Source organism: Larsenimonas salina (assembly GCF_023736155.1).
GTDB classification, from domain to species: domain Bacteria; phylum Pseudomonadota; class Gammaproteobacteria; order Pseudomonadales; family Halomonadaceae; genus Larsenimonas; species Larsenimonas salina.
Genome location: NZ_JAMLJJ010000002.1, coordinates 259,186 through 277,000, shown reverse-complemented (window position 1 = coordinate 277,000; position 17,815 = coordinate 259,186). Strand labels below are relative to the sequence as shown.

The 17,815-nt window shown below is 60.8% G+C and carries 17 protein-coding genes; 9 read left to right on the top strand and 8 right to left on the bottom strand.

What is annotated here, in order from left to right; translation table 11 throughout:
- The first annotated feature begins 222 nt into the window (after nt 1-222).
- The 3 genes from NAT23_RS06510 to NAT23_RS06500 are packed head-to-tail and all read left to right on the top strand — an operon-like array spanning nt 223 to nt 4,237.
- Nucleotides 223-1,668: an OmpA family protein gene (locus NAT23_RS06510; protein WP_251926777.1), complete on the top strand. Its 1,446-nt coding sequence runs from the start codon at nt 223-225 to the stop codon at nt 1,666-1,668.
- Between the two features lie 44 nt (nt 1,669-1,712).
- On the top strand, nt 1,713-3,398 hold the full coding sequence (locus NAT23_RS06505; RefSeq protein WP_251926567.1) for a hypothetical protein: 1,686 nt from the start codon (nt 1,713-1,715) through the stop codon (nt 3,396-3,398).
- Entirely contained in the window at nt 3,395-4,237 is an 843-nt protein-coding gene (locus NAT23_RS06500; RefSeq protein ID WP_251926566.1) for a hypothetical protein, read from the top strand. The genes NAT23_RS06505 and NAT23_RS06500 overlap by 4 nt, the downstream gene beginning before the upstream one ends.
- Before the next feature lie 83 nt (nt 4,238-4,320).
- Here NAT23_RS06500 and NAT23_RS06495 read toward each other — a convergent pair whose 3' ends face one another.
- From NAT23_RS06495 to NAT23_RS06470, 6 genes are all read right to left on the bottom strand, one after another.
- A complete protein-coding gene (locus NAT23_RS06495) occupies nt 4,321-4,743 on the bottom strand; it encodes a GlcG/HbpS family heme-binding protein (RefSeq protein ID WP_251926564.1) in 423 nt (140 codons plus the stop codon).
- 147 nt (nt 4,744-4,890) lie between these two features.
- Nucleotides 4,891-5,556, bottom strand: a complete 666-nt coding sequence (locus NAT23_RS06490) for a glutathione S-transferase (protein WP_251926563.1) — start codon at nt 5,554-5,556, stop codon at nt 4,891-4,893.
- 90 nt (nt 5,557-5,646) lie between these two features.
- Complete coding sequence (locus NAT23_RS06485; protein WP_251926561.1) at nt 5,647-6,951, bottom strand: arsenic transporter; 1,305 nt, start codon at nt 6,949-6,951, stop codon at nt 5,647-5,649.
- A 110-nt stretch (nt 6,952-7,061) separates the two neighbouring features.
- The gene (gene arsH / locus NAT23_RS06480) at nt 7,062-7,781 is read right to left on the bottom strand and encodes an arsenical resistance protein ArsH (RefSeq protein ID WP_251926559.1); all 720 of its coding nucleotides are present in this window, start codon (nt 7,779-7,781) and stop codon (nt 7,062-7,064) included.
- Nucleotides 7,778-8,191: an arsenate reductase (glutaredoxin) gene (gene arsC / locus NAT23_RS06475; protein ID WP_251926557.1), complete on the bottom strand. Its 414-nt coding sequence runs from the start codon at nt 8,189-8,191 to the stop codon at nt 7,778-7,780. The genes arsH and arsC overlap by 4 nt, the downstream gene beginning before the upstream one ends.
- A gap of 3 nt (nt 8,192-8,194) precedes the next feature.
- Nucleotides 8,195-8,626 carry an ArsR/SmtB family transcription factor gene (locus NAT23_RS06470; RefSeq protein ID WP_251926554.1) on the bottom strand — a complete coding sequence of 144 codons (432 nt, stop codon included), beginning with the start codon at nt 8,624-8,626 and terminating at the stop codon, nt 8,195-8,197.
- A 202-nt stretch (nt 8,627-8,828) separates the two neighbouring features.
- On the opposite strand from NAT23_RS06470, the gene NAT23_RS06465 reads away from it, so the two are divergent.
- A complete protein-coding gene (locus NAT23_RS06465; RefSeq protein ID WP_251926552.1) occupies nt 8,829-10,598 on the top strand; it encodes a PilZ domain-containing protein in 1,770 nt (589 codons plus the stop codon).
- A 132-nt stretch (nt 10,599-10,730) separates the two neighbouring features.
- Here NAT23_RS06465 and NAT23_RS06460 read toward each other — a convergent pair whose 3' ends face one another.
- Complete coding sequence (locus tag NAT23_RS06460) at nt 10,731-10,976, bottom strand: hypothetical protein (protein WP_251926550.1); 246 nt, start codon at nt 10,974-10,976, stop codon at nt 10,731-10,733.
- Nucleotides 10,977-11,344: 368 nt separating this feature from the next.
- Entirely contained in the window at nt 11,345-11,917 is a 573-nt protein-coding gene (locus NAT23_RS06455; RefSeq protein WP_251926548.1) for a manganese efflux pump MntP, read from the bottom strand.
- A 401-nt stretch (nt 11,918-12,318) separates the two neighbouring features.
- Here NAT23_RS06455 and NAT23_RS06450 point away from each other — a divergent pair, with 401 nt between their 5' ends.
- The 5 genes from NAT23_RS06450 (at nt 12,319) to NAT23_RS06430 (ending at nt 17,431) form a co-directional block, all read left to right on the top strand.
- The gene (locus NAT23_RS06450; RefSeq protein ID WP_251926547.1) at nt 12,319-12,945 is read left to right on the top strand and encodes a LysE family translocator; all 627 of its coding nucleotides are present in this window, start codon (nt 12,319-12,321) and stop codon (nt 12,943-12,945) included.
- Nucleotides 12,946-12,947: 2 nt separating this feature from the next.
- Nucleotides 12,948-13,760 (top strand): AraC family transcriptional regulator, encoded by an 813-nt coding sequence (locus NAT23_RS06445; RefSeq protein WP_251926545.1) that lies wholly within the window; start codon nt 12,948-12,950, stop codon nt 13,758-13,760.
- Between the two features lie 155 nt (nt 13,761-13,915).
- Complete coding sequence (locus NAT23_RS06440; RefSeq protein ID WP_251926543.1) at nt 13,916-14,374, top strand: lysozyme inhibitor LprI family protein; 459 nt, start codon at nt 13,916-13,918, stop codon at nt 14,372-14,374.
- Nucleotides 14,375-14,527: 153 nt separating this feature from the next.
- Nucleotides 14,528-16,069: a mechanosensitive ion channel family protein gene (locus NAT23_RS06435; RefSeq protein ID WP_251926541.1), complete on the top strand. Its 1,542-nt coding sequence runs from the start codon at nt 14,528-14,530 to the stop codon at nt 16,067-16,069.
- A 207-nt stretch (nt 16,070-16,276) separates the two neighbouring features.
- Nucleotides 16,277-17,431 carry a GGDEF domain-containing protein gene (locus NAT23_RS06430; RefSeq protein ID WP_251926539.1) on the top strand — a complete coding sequence of 385 codons (1,155 nt, stop codon included), beginning with the start codon at nt 16,277-16,279 and terminating at the stop codon, nt 17,429-17,431.
- The last annotated feature ends 384 nt before the right edge of the window (nt 17,432-17,815 follow it).

The following is a 17,815-nucleotide window of genomic DNA, read 5'->3' as shown; positions in this document are numbered from 1 at the left end:
AAAAACCGACAAAAAGGCGTGAAAAAATCGCTTTAGTCGCACAAATACCCAGTGGCGGCGCCCACGTTTGAAACAGGGGGGCGTTTACCTTAAAGTCCTGATTCGAAAAAAACTACATCAGAAATACCGCACGGGAATCTCATGAAAAGAGCCTTGGTCACCCTATGCCTGCTTCCTGGCCTGTTAAGCGGTTGCGCCTCGATGGAAAACACATTGAACACGATGTCCGACTACGCAGGACGCGCGGCCGGTGCAACGATTGGCGCAGGCGCAGGGTACTTGCTCTGCAGTAACAAGAGTGACGCCAAAAAGGCTGCGTGCATGGCCGCCGGCGCAACCGCAGGCTGGGCCATCGGAAGCTGGATCGATGAGCGACGACGCGCGATCGAGGATGTGGCTCGAAGAAACGATATGCTCGTGGCCTATGAAGAGATCGATGCGTCGTTGCCGTCCGGCCAGGAAAAGGGCCTGAGCACCCGCATCAACGATGCCGCCATGTTCCCGTCAGGCTCGGCGCACCTCACCGCGAAAGCCAAACGCGCCTTCACCGACCTTGCCCGGGTTTACAAGAACACGCCCCAGAAACTGTTGATCGTCGGGCATACCGATGCCACCGGCTCGGGGGCACTCAATCAACGTCTTTCCGAACAGCGCGCCAGGGCCGTTGCCAGAGTATTTGAGCAAAACGGCATCGCGTCCGAGCGGCTTTATTATCAGGGCGCCGGTCTCTCTCAGCCCATAGCCAGCAACGAGACCGTCAAGGGGCGCGCCGAAAACCGACGGGTCGAAATTGTCGAGATCGCCTCTGAAGAGGGGCTTGCGCACTACAGCCAACGTCGCCGCCGGGAAATGGCCAACCTCGATCACTCGACCCTGTCCGTCGAGCAGTCGAAAGAGCGCGTGGCCGCCATCGACCGACAAAACGCGGCGAAAGAACCGGCGCGCTCGGCACCTTCCTCAACGGCGGATGCCTCAGATCAGGAACGGCGTACCGTGGCTTCGGAGTCAAGCTCGCAGGCACGCCGCTCGGCGCCCTCAAAAGAGCGCCCGGCGTCAGGAGATCACCTGGCTTCAGGGGAGTACCTGGCACTTGGAGGCACCCCGGTTGACCGGGCCGACCTCTCCCTCTACGCCCGCTTTGACACCAGAAACAATGCCTCCCTGCTCGAACGGCTCTCGCCGATCAGAACTGCCAATGCAGGCTCGCTCGAACAGCTTCAGCACGCCTGCTACATGGACAGCTACCGACCCAGCGGCGGCATCAAGTCCCTCGCGCGTGGCACGGATATTAAGGACGCGTCGGACTACCTCCACGGCATGAACAAGAGCGTATTCACGGCCAAACTCGAAGACGCCCTCGTCGCCATCGGGCCGGTGGGCCTTCTCAAGGATTACACGCCCACCAACGATCCAACGCTTTTCATCTACAAACGCGCCCAGTCAAAACGCGCCGACCTGAAGCTTGCCGGCAAGGTCAACGTGTATGAAGGCAAGGATCTGCTGCTCTATCGCATCTTCATCGAGCAGCCCGACTCGCAGGTATCCTGCCTTGATGTCGCCTTCGACAAACAGGGCGGCAATCGAGCGGAAGACGGGCGGCTTTTCTATCAGGGCCCCGATGGTCTCATGACCGCGACGTACCGTCCGGCACGCCCGCAACGGCAATAACCGATGCCCCTTAATAACGACCAAACGTATAAACCAGGTGCGCCATGAACGACTTGCTCTCACTGATCAACAGTTACCGGATCCTATTGGGGGCCATCGCCCTTTTGATACTGACCACGGTGGTTATCTATAAATTCTGGAATCAGGTCAGCTTTTTCTGGCTGAGGATCTGGTCCGCGATGCCGGTGGTCGGAAAGATCGCGCGCGCGTCGAAGGACTGTGATTCCTTCGACCGCCAGAGCGGCTGGTTCAGCAGCGAACAATACCTCTGTAACCAATTTAACCCGCATCTTGAAAAGCTCGTCAGAGGTGATCCCGATTTCTTTATTCAGTGCAAACGCTATCTCGACAAGGTTCAGGAAACAGGGCGCCGCCATTTGCCGTTTTTCGGCTGGGTGCTGATCGTTGCCATGGTGTTTGTCGAGGCGATGGGGTTTTCCTATGTGCTGGCCGGCTGGACCATCCCCGGCGCTAGTGAAGCGCTGCAGCAGCAAGGCGCCATCGGCATCGCGTTTCTTATATCCACGCTGCTGGTCTACCTCACCCACAAGACAGGCCATGAGATTCACAAGAACCGATTGATCGGTAAAGCACATGCCTGGTCAAATAATCGCACTGAAAAGCTGATTCCAAACAATAACGTAAACCTCGATGATTTAGGTCCTCAACATAATAATAAGATCGACGATGACGCGCCCAACTACGAGCAGCTCATCAACCGACTCGACACCAACGGCAAGGTCTCCAAGGGCTGGGGCATTACGGCCGTCACGGCGCTGTTTATCGTAGCGATCGCAATCGGTGCGACCTACGTGCGTGGTCAGGCGCTCGATGAAATGCTCTCGAGCCAGCAGATTTCCTCAAGTGCGGGCGGAGGCGACTACGTCGACCCCTACAGCGACAGCGCCCTGCCCGATGAGTTGTCACAAATCCAGCAGGACGCCGACCAAACGACCCAGCAGAGCATCGTGGACCATCAGCGAAAAGGCGGCTGGGGCACGTTTATCGTTCTGGCCTGCATTTTCGTGTTCCTGCAGATCATGGGCATCATGCTGGGCTTTTTTACAGGCTTTGCCGGCAAGGAGTCCTCACGTGCGCGCAAGAACATCGGCAACTTCCAAAACAGCGATGAGTTCCGGGCCTACCATGAACGAAAGCGCAACCAGGTCATTCATATTTCTCAGAACCATCTGTCGACGCTTCAAAAAAAAATGCTTAACCGGGCCCGGCGTGAAAGCGTGGACGGTGAAACCGTTAAACTGCTGCAACGCGCCGGCGAGCGCACCTTCCAGACCTTCGTCAACGAAAAGGAAGAAGAAAGCCTCGACGATCACCTTCGAGGGCACGCAAGGCAGCAGAAAATCGCGCGCGCTCACCAGGATGAGGCCAGCCACGCCCCTGTAGGCCCCGAAGCCGTCGCGTCGGAAAAGGCAGCGGCCGCGTCCGATGCGCGTGAACACGATGAGCACGCCGCTCGTCAGGCCGCCATTCGGCAAAAGCTCGAGGCCGAGCGCGCCGAAAAAGAGGCCTCAGCGCAGGCATCGACCGCACAGGCATCAGCCGGGCACGACGACCAGGACGCCCGCCGCGCTGCCATTCGAAAGCGCCTTGAGGCCGAAAAGGCGGAGAAGGAAGCGGCGAAACGCAAAACGCAGGACGAACTGGACGCCGAATACGAAGCCCAGCTTCGCCGGGAAATGGGCCTTGATGACAGCCGGAGTTCCTCATGAAACGACACCGCCTGCTGCGCGCCACCCTGACCGCCCTGATGACGATGGGGCTTCTGGCAACCTCCAATGCGTACGCCCGAAACGACATTCCAAGCTGCTATGGCGCACTCGGCAGTGACGCGCCATCGACGAGCGCCCCTGCGCGAGCGCTCTATGTGATGGTCGATGAAACTGTGAACGCCGATGAGGCGCTTAAAGCCGCCACGATCAAAAAGGCACTGCACTTCATCGGCCCAGGCGATGAACTGCACGTGGTGCGTTTTGGCGCCTACATCGACGACCACTACACGGTTCAGCCCTTCTCAGGGCGGATCGACCCACAGCTTGATCAGGACGCGCGCTTCAGCATCTCGAAACGGGCGCTGTCCAAGTTCGATACCTGCTACCAGCGTCAGGCACTGTTTGTTAAGAAGAAACTGGCCGCGGCCATCGACAAGAGCTTTGGCGCACCGGATAAAGACATTCCGAAAACCGAGCTGCTTGGCAACCTCGCCTCGTTAAGCGAACTCGTACGCCACTCCGAGGCGAAGCGTAAGGTCGTGCTCCTGTTTTCAGACATGCTCGAAAATTCCGACATCACCAGCTTCTATCACCGCGGCAGCGTTCGAAAGATCGCGCCAACGGAAGAACTTGAGCGCCTTGAGGCCTCGAACATCACCGCGAACTGGGACGGGGCAGCGGTTTATGTCCTGGGGGCGGGGCTAATTAACACCTCAAAAAGCTACCGCAGTGAATCGACCATGCAGGCGCTTCGAACGTTCTGGAACGCGTATTTCGACCAGAGCCATGGGGAGCTCGCTGGCTGGGGCGCCCCCATGCTGATGGTCGACCTCAAATAACCCGGCACCCGAAGCACCCACCATACGCCCACAAAAAAAGCGCCCCTCAAGGGCGCTTTTTCGAAGGGGCACTTTTTCAAACCTCACCCCTGCGCGTGGAATGCCTTGACGGCCGCCTCAGCGACCACCTGCTCCTCGGGCTCGTCGGCGCCGCTGACCGCGACCGCGCCCACCAGCTCGTCGTCGAGTTTCAGGGGCTCGGCGCCACCGAGCGGAATCATGCCCGGCAGGTCACCGATCCAGCTCTGCTCGCGGGCCTTTTCGGAAAATTCGACCATCGAGCTTTCGAACTTGCTGCACGAGACCGCCTTGCCAAGCGCCCCGTCGACGCCGCCGCTGACGCCGCCATCCATCCGCCGAAACGCCACCAGATGCCCGCCTCGGTCGACGACCGCAATCGAGACATGCACGTTCTGCTCGGCGGCAGCATCTGTTGCGGCATCGAGCACCGCCTCGGCCGCACTCAAGCTGATGGTGGGGTACGTCTGAACCACTTGGTCTGACATGATCCGTTCCTCCGTGAACGCGATAGCACGTGACTTGTTGACGGGTTCAGACTAGTCGATTCTGCTTAATTGTCCATGAAATCAAATCGTTAGATCAAACGCCCGTTTGGATTGGCGCATCTCCAGTAAACGGCCGATCCGCCGCGATCAATAGGCGAAGGGGCCGCCACGCTCGAGCGCCCGCTTCCAGCCCGGTCGCGCACGCACGCGCTCGAGCCAATCCGCCACCGCCGGGGCCCCCTCGATCCCCGCGCGCGACGCGGCAGCCATGACCGGAAAGCTCATTTGAACGTCCGCCGCGCTCAGTGCGTTGCCGGCAAACCAGCCTGTGTGTGTGAGCGTTTTATCCCAGTAGGCGATGTGGGTCTTGATCTCGGGGGTGAGGTGCTTTTGCCGCACGCCCTCGCCCAGAAGCCGCCCGGGCAGACGCAGAAACCACGGCACCGGCGGCTTGCCGAGCTTCGAGAAGATCAACGACATCACAAGCGGCGGCATGGCCGAGCCCTCGGCGTAATGAAGCCAATAGCGGCACTGCTCGAACGCCGGCGTTCCCGCACGCGGCATCAGCTGATGATCGGGGTCGAAGCGGCTGCACAGGTACTCGATGATGTAGCCGGATTCACTGACCACGACGCCGTCATGCTCGATCACCGGCGCCTTGCCGAGCGGATGCACCGCCTTGAGGGAGTCCGGCGCACGCATCGTGACGGGGTTGCGGGAGTGACAGACAAGCTCGTACTCGAGCCCGAGTTCCTCGAGCAGCCAGAGAATGCGCTGAGAGCGCGACTGGTCGAGGTGATGCACCTTGATCATGGAGCCTCCTGAATGAGCGTAAAAGACCGGCCACACCACCGGGCCGGTCTCTCACCATGGCTCAGACTCGCCGCCACGCCAAGCGCTGGTCTACCTGAGCACCACCGGCGCCCACAGCGACAACGCCACAAGCGTTGCCAGAAGCACCGGCGGCGTGATGATCAAACCGACCTTCATGTACTGCCCCCAGCTGATCCGATGGCCCTTGCCTGCCAGCACATGCAGCCACAAAAGCGTTGCAAGGCTCCCGATCGGGGTGAACTTCGGCCCCAGATCATTGCCGATGACGTTGGCGTAGACCATCAGCTCGCGAACGAGCGGCGCAACCTGCGCGTGATCGATCGCAAGCGCCCCCACAAGCGTTGACGGCATGTTGTTCATGACTGATGCCAGCACCGCCGAGAGCACACCGGTGCCAAGGGTTGCGACCACCAGCCCCTGCCCGCCCAGCCAGGTCATGACCGAGGCGGCCGCGTCGGTCAGCCAGGCATTGCCAAGCCCGTAGACCACCAGATACATGCCAAGCGAGAACAGAACGATCTGCCATGGCGCGCCACGCATGACCTCACCGAGGGGAATCACCCGCGCCTCGCGGCGCCCGACCCGGGCCGCAATCGCGATCAGGAAAAGCGCCCCGAGCCCCATGATCAGCGAAAACGGCACGTCCCAGCGCGCGGTGACAAAGAGCGCCACCAACAGCACCCCGATCAGCGGAAACGCCGCCCGAAATACCCGCATGTCCTTGATCGCGGCCCGCGGCGATTCAAGGCGCGTCTGGTCGTAGCGGGCTGGAATCACCCGGCGGAAATAGAGCCACAGCACGAGAAGCGTGGCCGCAAGCGCGACCAGATCGACCGGCACCATCACCTGCGCGTATTCGGCAAACCCCAGCTCGAAGTAGTTGGCGCTGACAATATTGACCAGGTTCGAGATCACCAGCGGAAGGCTGGTGGTGTCGGCAACGAAGCCGGTGGCGATAATGAACGCAAGCGCCGCCGGCGGTGGCACCTGAAGACGCGCCAGAATCGCGATCACGATCGGGGTAAGCAGGAGCGCCGCGCCGTCGTTGGCAAACAGCGCCGCAATCACGGCGCCAAGCACCACGATCAGGGGAAAGAGCCGTCGGCCGCTGCCACCGCCCCAGCGGGCGATGTGCAGCGCCGCCCAGGCAAAAAAGCCGGCCTCATCGAGAATCAGCGAAATGATGATCAAGGCAACGAACGTAAGCGTTGCGTCCCAGACGATGTGCCAGACGTAGGCCACATCGCCCCAGTCGACCACGCCGGTTGCCAGGGCAACCACCGCCCCACCCAGCGCGCTCCAGCCGATGCCAAGCCCCCTGGGCTGCCAGATCACCAATATCAGCGTGATCAGAAAAAGTGCGAAGGCAAGCATGTGCTCTGCTCCTGAAATGCCCCGGTATGCCGGGGCGTCACGCAAAATGCCCCCGATATGACGGGGCGTTACGCAAAATGCCCCGGATATGCCGGAGCGTCACTCACGCACTACGTCGATTGGTTGACCCGCGCTGAAAGCGCCTCAGCGCTTTCCACCCGTTCGGAATAGCGCGCGGTCAGGTACTCACTGCGCCCGCGCACCATCAGGGTGAATTTCGTAAGTTCCTCACAGACATCGACCACCCGCTGATAAAGCGGGGACGCGCGCATGCGGCCCGTATCATCGAACTCGTTGAACGCCTTCGGCACCGACGACTGATTGGGGATGGTCACCATCCGCATCCAGCGCCCGAGAATGCGAAGCTGATTGACCGCGTTGAAGCTCTGACTGCCCCCGGAGACCTCCATCACGGCAAGCGTCTTGCCCTGGGTCGGGCGCACCCCGCCCAGCGCGAGCGGCAGCCAGTCGATCTGGGCCTTCATGACCGCCGTCATCGCGCCGTGGCGCTCGGGGCTGACCCACACCATGCCCTCGCTCCACATCGCAAGTTCGCGAAGCATCACTACCTTCGGGTGCTCGGCGTTGGCCTCATCGGGCAGCGGCAGATCGGTGGGATCGAAGGTGCGCACCTCACAGCCCAGCGCTTCCAACAGCCGCCCGGCCTCTTCGGCGAGAAAGCGAGAATAGGACCGTTCGCGGAGCGACCCATAGAGCACCAGAATCCGCGGCGGATGGCCCGGGTCACCGGGGCCGGCCAGCGCCCTGACATCGATCGGGTGAAGCTCGTCGGCATCAATGGCCGGAAGCTTTGACGTATCAAGGCTCATGCACCGCCCTCGCCCGGGCTTACCGTCTCGCCGTCTTCCTTGGTGAAGCTCGAAACCGGGTTCGGCAGCAGCTCGAACACGGCCTCCGACGGCCGGCACAGGCGCGCGCCGTTTTCCGTCACCACGATCGGGCGGTTGATCAGCAGCGGGTGCTCGACCATGGCATCGATCAGGGCGTCGTCGGTGATGGATTCGTCGGCAAGGCCGAGGGTGTCGTAGGGCGTGCCCTTCTGGCGCAGCAGCTCACGCGGGGTGATCTGCATCCCGGCAAGCAGCGACACCAGCATTTCGCGGCTCGGCGGCGTTTTAAGATACTCGATGACGTGGGGCTCAACGCCTGAGTCACGCAGTATCGCAAGCGTATTGCGCGAGGTGCCGCAGTCGGGGTTGTGGTAGATCACACACAGCATGGGTCAGGTCTCCGTGGGGGTTGGCTTGGAAGATGAGGGATTGGAAGACAAGGGGGTGGAAGACGTGGAATCGAAAGAAGGCGTGTCGGATGAAGCGCACTCGGGCGCTGTCTCGCTCAGCGAGGCCATCAGCGGGCCGCAAATGCTCGGGTCGCCCGCGCAGCAGTCGCGCAGCAGAAACCCGATCAGCGCCTCGATCGCTGAAAGCTCCGCCCGGTAAATGATCGAGCGGCTCTCGCGGCGCGGTGCGACCAGCCCGGCTTGGGTCAGCACCTTGAGGTGCGCTGAAAGCGTCGCGTTCGGCACCTCGAGCGCGCGGGCGATGTCACCGGCCGCGGCGCCGTCTGGTTCGCGGCGAATCAACAGCCGCACAATGTTGAGCCGCGTGGGCTGGGCAAGCGCCCCAAAGATCGCTGTCGCGTCGTTTATTTCCATATTTCCAAACTCATCGAAATTAATTCCAAACGTATAGAAATAGCCCACGGCATGCAACCGCCTTTCTCAGAGAGTACCCACCCCACGTTCAAGAAAATCACCCATACGACCGTTGATTTAAAAAAACCCTGTCGTACGGCAGGCGCTTTTAAAGCACGACCCACCGGGTCGTAAGCAGCTTCATTCAAAAAAAGATCGCGCGATGCATAAATTCCTGTCAGACCCCTCTGATGCGACAACAAACGCCACGACGCCGCCGATTGCCGATGACAATTTAAAGCGCATCCTTTCAAAGCTTGAAACGCTGGCCCATGAGAAGCGTGAGGTGTCGATCCTGATGGACAGCGCCAAGCTGCCGATGGTCGGCCGTATCACGCAGGTCAACGAACACGACAAGACCCTCTCGCTCGAGCTGATCGAATTCGAGGCCACGCTCACCGAGCGCACCCTGAAACAGGGCAGCCTGATCCTCGAAGTGCGCCAGCCCGCAACGAATCACGCCCGCGCCGAGCATCTGCGCTTTGACGAAGTGCAACCGCTCGCCTTGGCGCAGCTCGATCACGGCACCGTGCTTCGGTGCACGCTCCCCAATTCGTTTTTCAGCACCACCAAACGCGGCGAAATGCGCGTGCCCTTCATTCAAGGCCTGCACGCCAACACCTTTCTTCGCCCCTACGCCAATGACGCCGTTATCAAGGCCGAGCCCTGCAACCTCTCACTCGGTGGGTGCATGGTGGAGCTGCCGCTGTCGGAAAGCCTGACCCTTCAGGTCGGAATGGCGCTGCATGAAGTGGTGCTCGAGTTTCCCAATGGCGAAAGCATCACCACCACCGGCAAGATCAGCCACCTGCATCAGGCCGGGCGCACCCACTTCGCGCACCTTGGCATCGAGTTCGACGCGCCCGACAATGAGGTCGTGCGCCAGCTAAAGTACGTGCTTAACGAAATGGAAAGCGAGCTGGCGCTTCGCCTTGGCATGAACTCACGGGCCGCGCACAGCTCCGAACTCTTCAAGAGCAGCTACAGCCCCGGCGATGCGGCGCATGCCACCAGTGAAGAACACCCGACCCTTCCACTGCTTCGCGCGATGCGTGAAGTGGCGCGGCGCATGCACGGCAACCTGATCGCGGTACGAAACGACGAGCCACTGCCCAAGGCCTCACTGATCGACTGCGCCGAAACAATGATTCACATGCTTGAGCGCAAGCCGCATCAAAGCCTGTACGCCATCTGCTGTCTGACGGATGAACCGCCGCTGTTGCAGCAGGCGCTTCGAAGCGCCATGCAGCTCGGTGACCTGGTGCTTGCCGACCCGGCCCTGATTGCCCACGCCCGCAACGCCATCCTTGGCGCCATGCTTCACAATCTGGGCAAGCCGCTCATGATCGATGAATCGATGCCCTCACTTCAGTGCGAGCTGACCGACACACAAAAGCGCAGGCTTGATGGCCACCGGGCACGGCTTTATGAGCGCATCGCACAGGAACACTGGCTCAACGACCCCTTGATTCACCGGATGATCGCGGTTGGCCAGCACTCGCCGCTGGGCGAGGCGCCGGGCTGGGGCACCGACGACGACACGATCACCCGCATTGTGAAGCTCTTCAACGTGGTGAAGCGGGTCAATGTGCTGCTGAGGCCGTTTACCCGCACTCAGGCCGACATCATCCCGCTGGAAGCCTACCGCGCCATTTATGCCCAGGGTGATGTCTACGACCCGAACTGTGTGATTCGCTACGTGCAGCGCCACGGCGTCTACCCCATCGGGAGCCTGGTCTATTTCTCGCGCGGGTTTCTTGCGTGGGTAATGAGCGTGGATGCCCGAGGTGAGCCAACTCAGGTGCATGTGGTCAAGAACCTCAATGATTCAGAAGGCGCCCTGAGCACGATTCTCTCTCGGGTCGATTTCGATCAGATGGGGGAGATTGCCTGCTCGGCCCGCCCGCACGATTACGGGCTCGAGCCTTACTGAGGCCACCCTGCACCTTCATTGAGAAGGCTGTCAGAAAGGCATGAGGAAAATACAGGGCCGTACTACGCGATCGGCCGTCAGGTTTCCCTGACGGCCGATCATCGTCTAACGCTTGACTGTCTCGATTCGAGCTTAGCTCACAGGCTGGCTCAAATGCTTTCGAATATGGGCCGCTTCGCACGCCATCTGGCGCGAAAGCTTGCTGGAAAGATCCTTAGGCTGTGTCTCGTCGACACCCATCGGCCGGTTCTCGAGATCGGCGATGGTGCTCAGGAACGTGTTGCACTTGGTGCAGTCGACGGTCTGGTCGACCATCAAGTCCGTCGTATTCCCGACGGCTTCGCTACCGCACTGGTGGCAATAGAGTTCGTAATCCATCTGAAACACTCCTTGTCTCGTCATGGTCTCTTTTGGTGCCGGGCATCCTTACCAACCTATCCACCGGGTCGTCTTCCCTGACGAACATCATCATTTCTGATGACCGAGTGAACTCCGTCACTTCCCTGTGTTCCCGGTTCGCCAATTCCCTATCTGGCGCAGCCCGGACACTATGGATTTTGTATAAGTCATGTGCAAGGAAAAATTCACCCAATTTCTCTTTTCAAAGCAGAAACTTAACCTATGTTATGCTTTCCATGAGAAACCGGTGAATGTGCTATTTTTCAACAAGAGTTGAACAATTTTTTTCGTACAACTGTTCAATTAAAAAAGCTACTGGGAAACTGCCGGGAAACCTACTGAGAAACCTACTGAGAAAGGTGCTGATACAGAATGCTGGTGCCGATCGCGATCAGCATCAACCCACCAAAAAGCTCCGCCTTCTTGCCGATGAACCGCCCGGCCATACCGCCCAGCACCACACCGAACGTGACCATCACCGCCGTGGTCAAACCGATGGCCAGCGCCGCATAGCCGATGTTGACGCCTGCAAAACTCAGGCTGACGCCCACGATCAGCGCGTCCAGGCTCGTTGCCAACGCAAGCAGCGGCAATGTCCACCAGCGCTTCGACAATTTGCAGCTGCAGTCCTCACACGGCACCTGGCGGCGCTGGGTATCGACCACCATCTTGCCGCCAAGCCCCACCAGCAGCACGAACGCGATCCAATGATCCCACTGGGCCACGTAGACGCTTGCCATCGACCCCACCGCCCACCCAAGTAGCGGTGTCAGCCCTTCAATGGTGCCAAACAGCGCGCCGATACGAAGCGCCCGCCACCAGGAAACACGCTCGGCGCTGTCGGCACCCTTGGCCAGAGACGCGGCAAAGGCGTCCGTCGACATGGCGAGTGCGAGAAAGAAGAGTGAATAGATGCGCATGAGGGTTGCCAATTGGTGTTTTCGACCACGCTACGGCGTCAACTGCCTGAAAATCAACGAATAACACTCTTTCTCATCGGAACCTAAGTTGACGATAGATACACCCGTTGACCCCGGGTGCATTACCTACCCCCACGACACACTGTTAACGCGCGTTAAAAACCCAGCGTTCATGGGTGCTGCAGCCGATAACATTGCACCCTATATCAGACAGACAACGCCATAACGTGACGTGTGAACGGCACATCACCGCGCAGAATGCGGCTCTAGATAAATCGTCGATTCGACGAAAGCCTCTTCTTTAAACGCCGCCGTTCGCCTTGCACTCGATGCACGATCGTTCAAGACCCGCCGTTTGAGCTGGCCTAGTCTCGGGCTTTTACGCATCGAACGAGGCCCTCATGAACATCGTGCTGTTCGCCCTGACCGTCATGTACACCCCAGGCCCGGTCAATCTGCTTGGGCTCAACGCCGGCCTTCAACGGCCCATGTATCGCTCGCTGGGCTTTTTCGGCGGCGTGGGCCTTGCGATCTTTCTCTGGTTTCTCGTGATCGGTTACGCTGGGCAGCGCCTGGTGGTTGCCGCGGCCCTGCCCTACCTCGCAGCGCTTGGCAGCGCCTACATCCTGTATCTGGCCTACAGCCTCTACCGGGCCGCGCCGCCGTCGCCTGCCTCTTCAACCGCCGAGTCGCCCCCGGTGGATCACGGCCGGCTGCGCTTTCGTGACGGCTTTCTGATGCAGCTTTTAAATCCCAAGAATTCGCTTTTGGTAGTGCCGATCACCACCATTTTGTTTCCCGGCCGAGGCATTGCCGATACGGCGCTGATTCTGTGGTCGGCGGGCATTGCCCTGGGCGGTGCCGGGGCGCCTGCGCTTTACTGCGCCGCCGGCAAGGGGCTTGCCCAGTGGCTTGGCAACGCGCGCTATTACCGCGTGCTCAACCGTGCGATGGCCGCGCTTTTGGTGCTGGTGGCGGCCACGATGCTGCTGGAATACACTTTGATGCCGATTATCGAGGCGCACTGAACATGGCCCCAATGAGCGCAGACTGGTTTCGCCTGGCCCCGACCGAGCGCCTCGAGCGGCTCGAGGCCCGGTTTCAGGGCCACGCCTTCAGCCCGCACCGCCACGACACCTACGCCATTGGCATTACGCTCGAGGGCGTGCAGAGCTTTCATTACCGCAGAAGCCACTGCCACAGCCTGCCCGGCACCGTGATCGTGCTGCACCCCGACGAACTCCACGACGGCCACGCCGGCTGTTCCGAGGGCTTTCTCTACCGCATGCTTTACGTAAAGCCCGCGCTGATGCAGGCGATGCTCAAGGGCCGGCCACTGCCGTTTCTGACCGGCGGCCTCTCGACCGACGCCCGGCTCGTGCGCACCGTTCGAACGCTTCTGCTCGACATGGACCATGCCCCCGGCGCGCTCGAAGAAACCGACGGCCTGTTTGATTTAACGATGGCGCTGGCCGACAACAGTGACGCAGGCCCCACGAAAGGCCGCCACGCGCTTGACCACCTCGCCGCCGAACGCGCCCGCCAGTACCTGGACGACAACCTCCTTCACGGCGCCACCCTCGAGACGCTGGAAATGATCAGCGGGCGAGAGCGCTGGTCGCTCTCGCGGGACTTTCGCACGCTCTACGGCACCAGCCCCTACCGCTACCTCACCCTTCGACGCCTCGATGACACCAAGCGCCGCATCGCCGGCGGCGCCTCGCTCACCGATGCCGCACTCACCAGTGGCTTCGCCGACCAGAGCCACATGAGCCGAGCGTTCAAGCGCGCCTACGGCGTCACCCCCGCCCGCTGGCGCGCCCTCACCACTGCGCCCCGCTAGCCATTGCGCCCCACTAGCCACCACCCTCCGCTAACCACCGCCCCGTGCTGACCACGCGTGCATTCAGAGATAGCCGGGCGGCGCGTGCGCTACACTAAAACCACCTTGCCGTTTCTCTTTTTCGCCCAACCAATGCCGACCTCGGAGCACACCTCATGACGCACTTTCTGTCCGGCGCGGCCGTGATGGCGCTTACCCTCGCTGTTTCGATGCACGCCACGACCACCTACGCCATGTCCACTCAGGCGCCCCCTACGCCCGCCCAGGCTGAGTGCCACGACGCCCAAACCCAGACGGCAATGAACCAGTGCGCGGCCAAGGCGTTTCAGAACGCCGAGCACCGGCTGACTACCACCTACCAGAGCCTCAAGGACGCACTGGGCCCGACCGCCGAGCGCGCAGCGCTTGAAACCGCCCAGCGCCGTTGGGCGGCCTATCGCGACGCCGAGTGCCAGTTTCAGGGCGTGCCCTCGGCTGGCGGCTCCATCCACGCGCTGGTGGTCGCGCAGTGCAAGACCGCGCTATCTGATGCGCGTCAACAAACGCTTAAGGGCTACAGCCAGTGCGAGGAAGGCGACGTCAGCTGCCCGCACCCCCGGCGCGAGACGCCCTGACCGCTACGGCTCGAGATCCCGGCGCCGAAAAAATGGCCGCACATCGGAGACCTCGACTAGAGTGACTCGAAACGCGCTCACTCTTTCACGGCCTCGCGCCCTGCACTGACGCTGACCCAACCGATTGCCCCTCGCCCGACCGACAGGAACGCCATGGCCGCCTCATTCACGCGCTCACCCGCTACACGCTCGACCTCAAAATCCCGCGCCCGCCGCCTTTATCTCGCTCTCGCCCTGATGCTGGGCACGCTGATCACAGCCCCGAGTTACGCCGCCGACGAGCTTTCAAGCGCCGCCGGGGCGCTCTCCGGCACGACGAGCGAGGCCGGCTCGAGCGCAGCATCCGAGGCCGGGGGCGGCATTGAAACCGCCCCCACCCCCGAGCAGGACCGGGCGATTCAAGCGCGCATTGAGGGCATCTTTTCAGAGCTCGAGGGGATGGAGGCCGTCACGGTCACCGTGACGCAGGGCGTGGTCACGCTTGAAGGCGAGACCGCCAACGACCGAAAAGCCCAGCAGGCGCTCGGCCTTGCCAACCGGCTGACCGACGTGGTCGCCGTCAATGACGCCATCACCCGCACGCTTGATGTGCAGGACAACGTCGCGACCGCCGCCCACGGCCTCGCCGCTCAGACCAGAAACCTGATCAAGGCGTTGCCGCTTTTGGGCGTCGGTATCGTGGTGTTTGGTGTGGTGGCGTGGTTCGGCGCGTGGCTCTCACGGCGCAAGCGCCTGTGGCAACGGCTCACGCCCAACCCGTTCGTTGCCGAACTGCTCTCGCAGACCGTCAAGGTGGTGTTCATCGTGTTCGCCCTGATTCTGGCGCTGAGCCTGATGGGCGCCGAGACCATCATCGGCACGCTTTTAGGCGGCGCCGGTGTGATCGGTATTGCGGTGGGCTTTGCGGTCAAGGACACCATCGAGAACTACATTGCCTCGCTCATGCTGAGCATTCGCCAGCCCTTTCGCGCCCGCGACCAAGTCGTGATCAACGGCCAGGAAGGCATCGTGGTGCGCCTGACCTCCCGCGCGACGATTCTGATGACGCTTGATGGCAACCAGCTGCGCATCCCCAATGCCGAGGTGTTCAAGGGCACCATCCTCAATTACACCCAGAACCCCGAGCGGCGCTTCACGTTCGAACTGGGGGTGGACGCCGACGACGACCCGCTCGCCGCCATCAAGGTCGGGCTCGACGCCGTCAACCAGCTCGCGTTCGTGCTCACAGAGCCCAAGGCCGCCGCGCTGATCACTCACGTGGGCGATTCCAACATCGTGCTCGAGTTCCAGGTGTGGGTAAACCAATCCAACACCGATTTCGCCAAGGCCCGCAGCATCGCCATTCGCGAGACCAAGCACGCCCTCGAGCGCACCGGCTTCAGCCTGCCCGAACCCATCTACCGCCTGCGCTTCAACGCCTCCCTCGAGCAGGCGCTGGAACGGCTTCAGGGCGCACTTCCCGCCCATGCAAAAAGCGACACCGAACACGCACACGACGCCCCGCCGGCACAGGCCGAAGGCAGCCCCGCCCACCCCGCGAAAGCGCGAGCCGAAAGTATTCTTAAAGACCCCACCGCCGATGCCCTGTTCGATGCCCGCCCGGATGAGAAACTGAAGGAAAAGGTCGAGGAGGAAATTGCCCGAGGCAGTGACGAGACCGACCTGCTGAGCCAGAAACGGCAGAGCAACCAATAACAGGCCACCACTCCCCCCCACACTTTCGAACCCTATCCATTTCGGCGGGCTAATGTAACCAACCCGCTCGCCGATAAGGTAAAAACGCTGACGCCAACAGGGCAACAGTGAGGGTTCGGTCGCCTGTCGCGCGCAGACACGACGGCACTCGCCAGTCATTAGTAGGGAAGCCACTACGGCTTCCAGCGCGCTTTACAGGGTGAATCGATGATCGAAATGATCAAGACATGCTGGTCTCCGGGGACGGCAGGCACCCAGGGGGCACTGCGCCGACAAATCGAACTCTGCAACCAGTTGGGGCTTTTCTGTACGGCCGCCACCATGCCCTACCAGCTTTTCTATTACTTCTATGATTTCGCTGCATACCGCAGCGTCTTTCTGTTCAATCTTGTCTTTATCACGGTCTATCTATCGGTACTGCTGCTCAACCACCTGCGCTTGCACACGGCTGCCAGTACCGCTCTGGTGCTTAACAGCTGCACCCAGCTCTTTGTGGTGACCTTCTTCATCGGCACCGGGGCCGGCGTCAGCCTGTTCTACTTCACCTTTGCCTTCGTGATTATCTTTCTTTACCAGAACCTTCGACGGCGAACCTACGCCGCCCTCCTGGCCGCCATCGGCCTTTTGTACCTGATGGCGCAGTTCCTTTTTCCGGCCGAGGCGGCGCGAACGCCGGTGCCCTCGCCGTGGCTTGAGGCCATGTACGCCGGAAGCGTAGCGGGCGTGCTCATGCTCTCCGGCACCCTGCTCTACCTGTTTCATCTCGAGATTGACCGGGCCGAAAAGGAACTGACGCTCAACAACCGCTACCTTGAAGACCTGAGCAACACCGACCCCCTGACCGGGCTTGGCAACCGGCGGGCGCTGGGCGAGACACTCAACCGGGAGTGGGCTCGGCTTGACCGGCATTCAGGCGTACTCACAACCGTGATGTGCGATGTGGATCACTTCAAACGCTTCAATGACCACCACGGCCACGACGGCGGTGACCGCTGCCTCCAGCAGATTGCGGACGTGCTCAGGGGCATGCTCTCCCAGCCGCCGGCTCTCGCGGTGCGCTACGGCGGAGAAGAATTTGCGCTGGTGCTGCCTGGCACGGATGAACAGGAAGCACGCGTGCTGTGCGAACGGCTACGCAGCGCCATCGAGCGCTTGCGCATTCCCAACAGGGGCCTTGGGGAACACGCCGTGGTGACCGTAAGCATCGGGGTCGCAAGCACGGAGCACGCCGACCTACGCTCCCACACCGACGACTCAAAGCGACTGCTCAAGCGCGCGGACGAAGCGCTGTATCAGGCCAAGGCCAACGGGCGAAATCAGGTGGTGTATTTGTCGTATCAAGGCTGGGCTAAGCAGGCTTGAGCGAACCATCTACCGCCTAGCTTTTATGCCTTTAGCGAGCAGACGCCGTAATGATTTAAGCCGCACACTCATCCCATTTGGGCCACGACTTTGCACAAGTGCACGATGTGCCACAGTAGGCACCCCGCCGGATGAGACATAGAAGGAAAGGATCGAGTAAGAGATTACGCGTGGCAGTGACTAGGTGGTTTTTCAATCAACGAAAGAAGTTTAAGAAATAGCTATGGTTATCGCTAAATAAAATTCAGCTTTTTAAAAGAGACAGCTTGATTACCAAAACTTAAAAACTAAACTTCACCCTTTGATTTTGTAAATTTGACCAAGTACATAAATAATAAGGGCAGCTCGCTCGGGCTGCCCAGCCCACCAGTCCTGTTCCAAGGA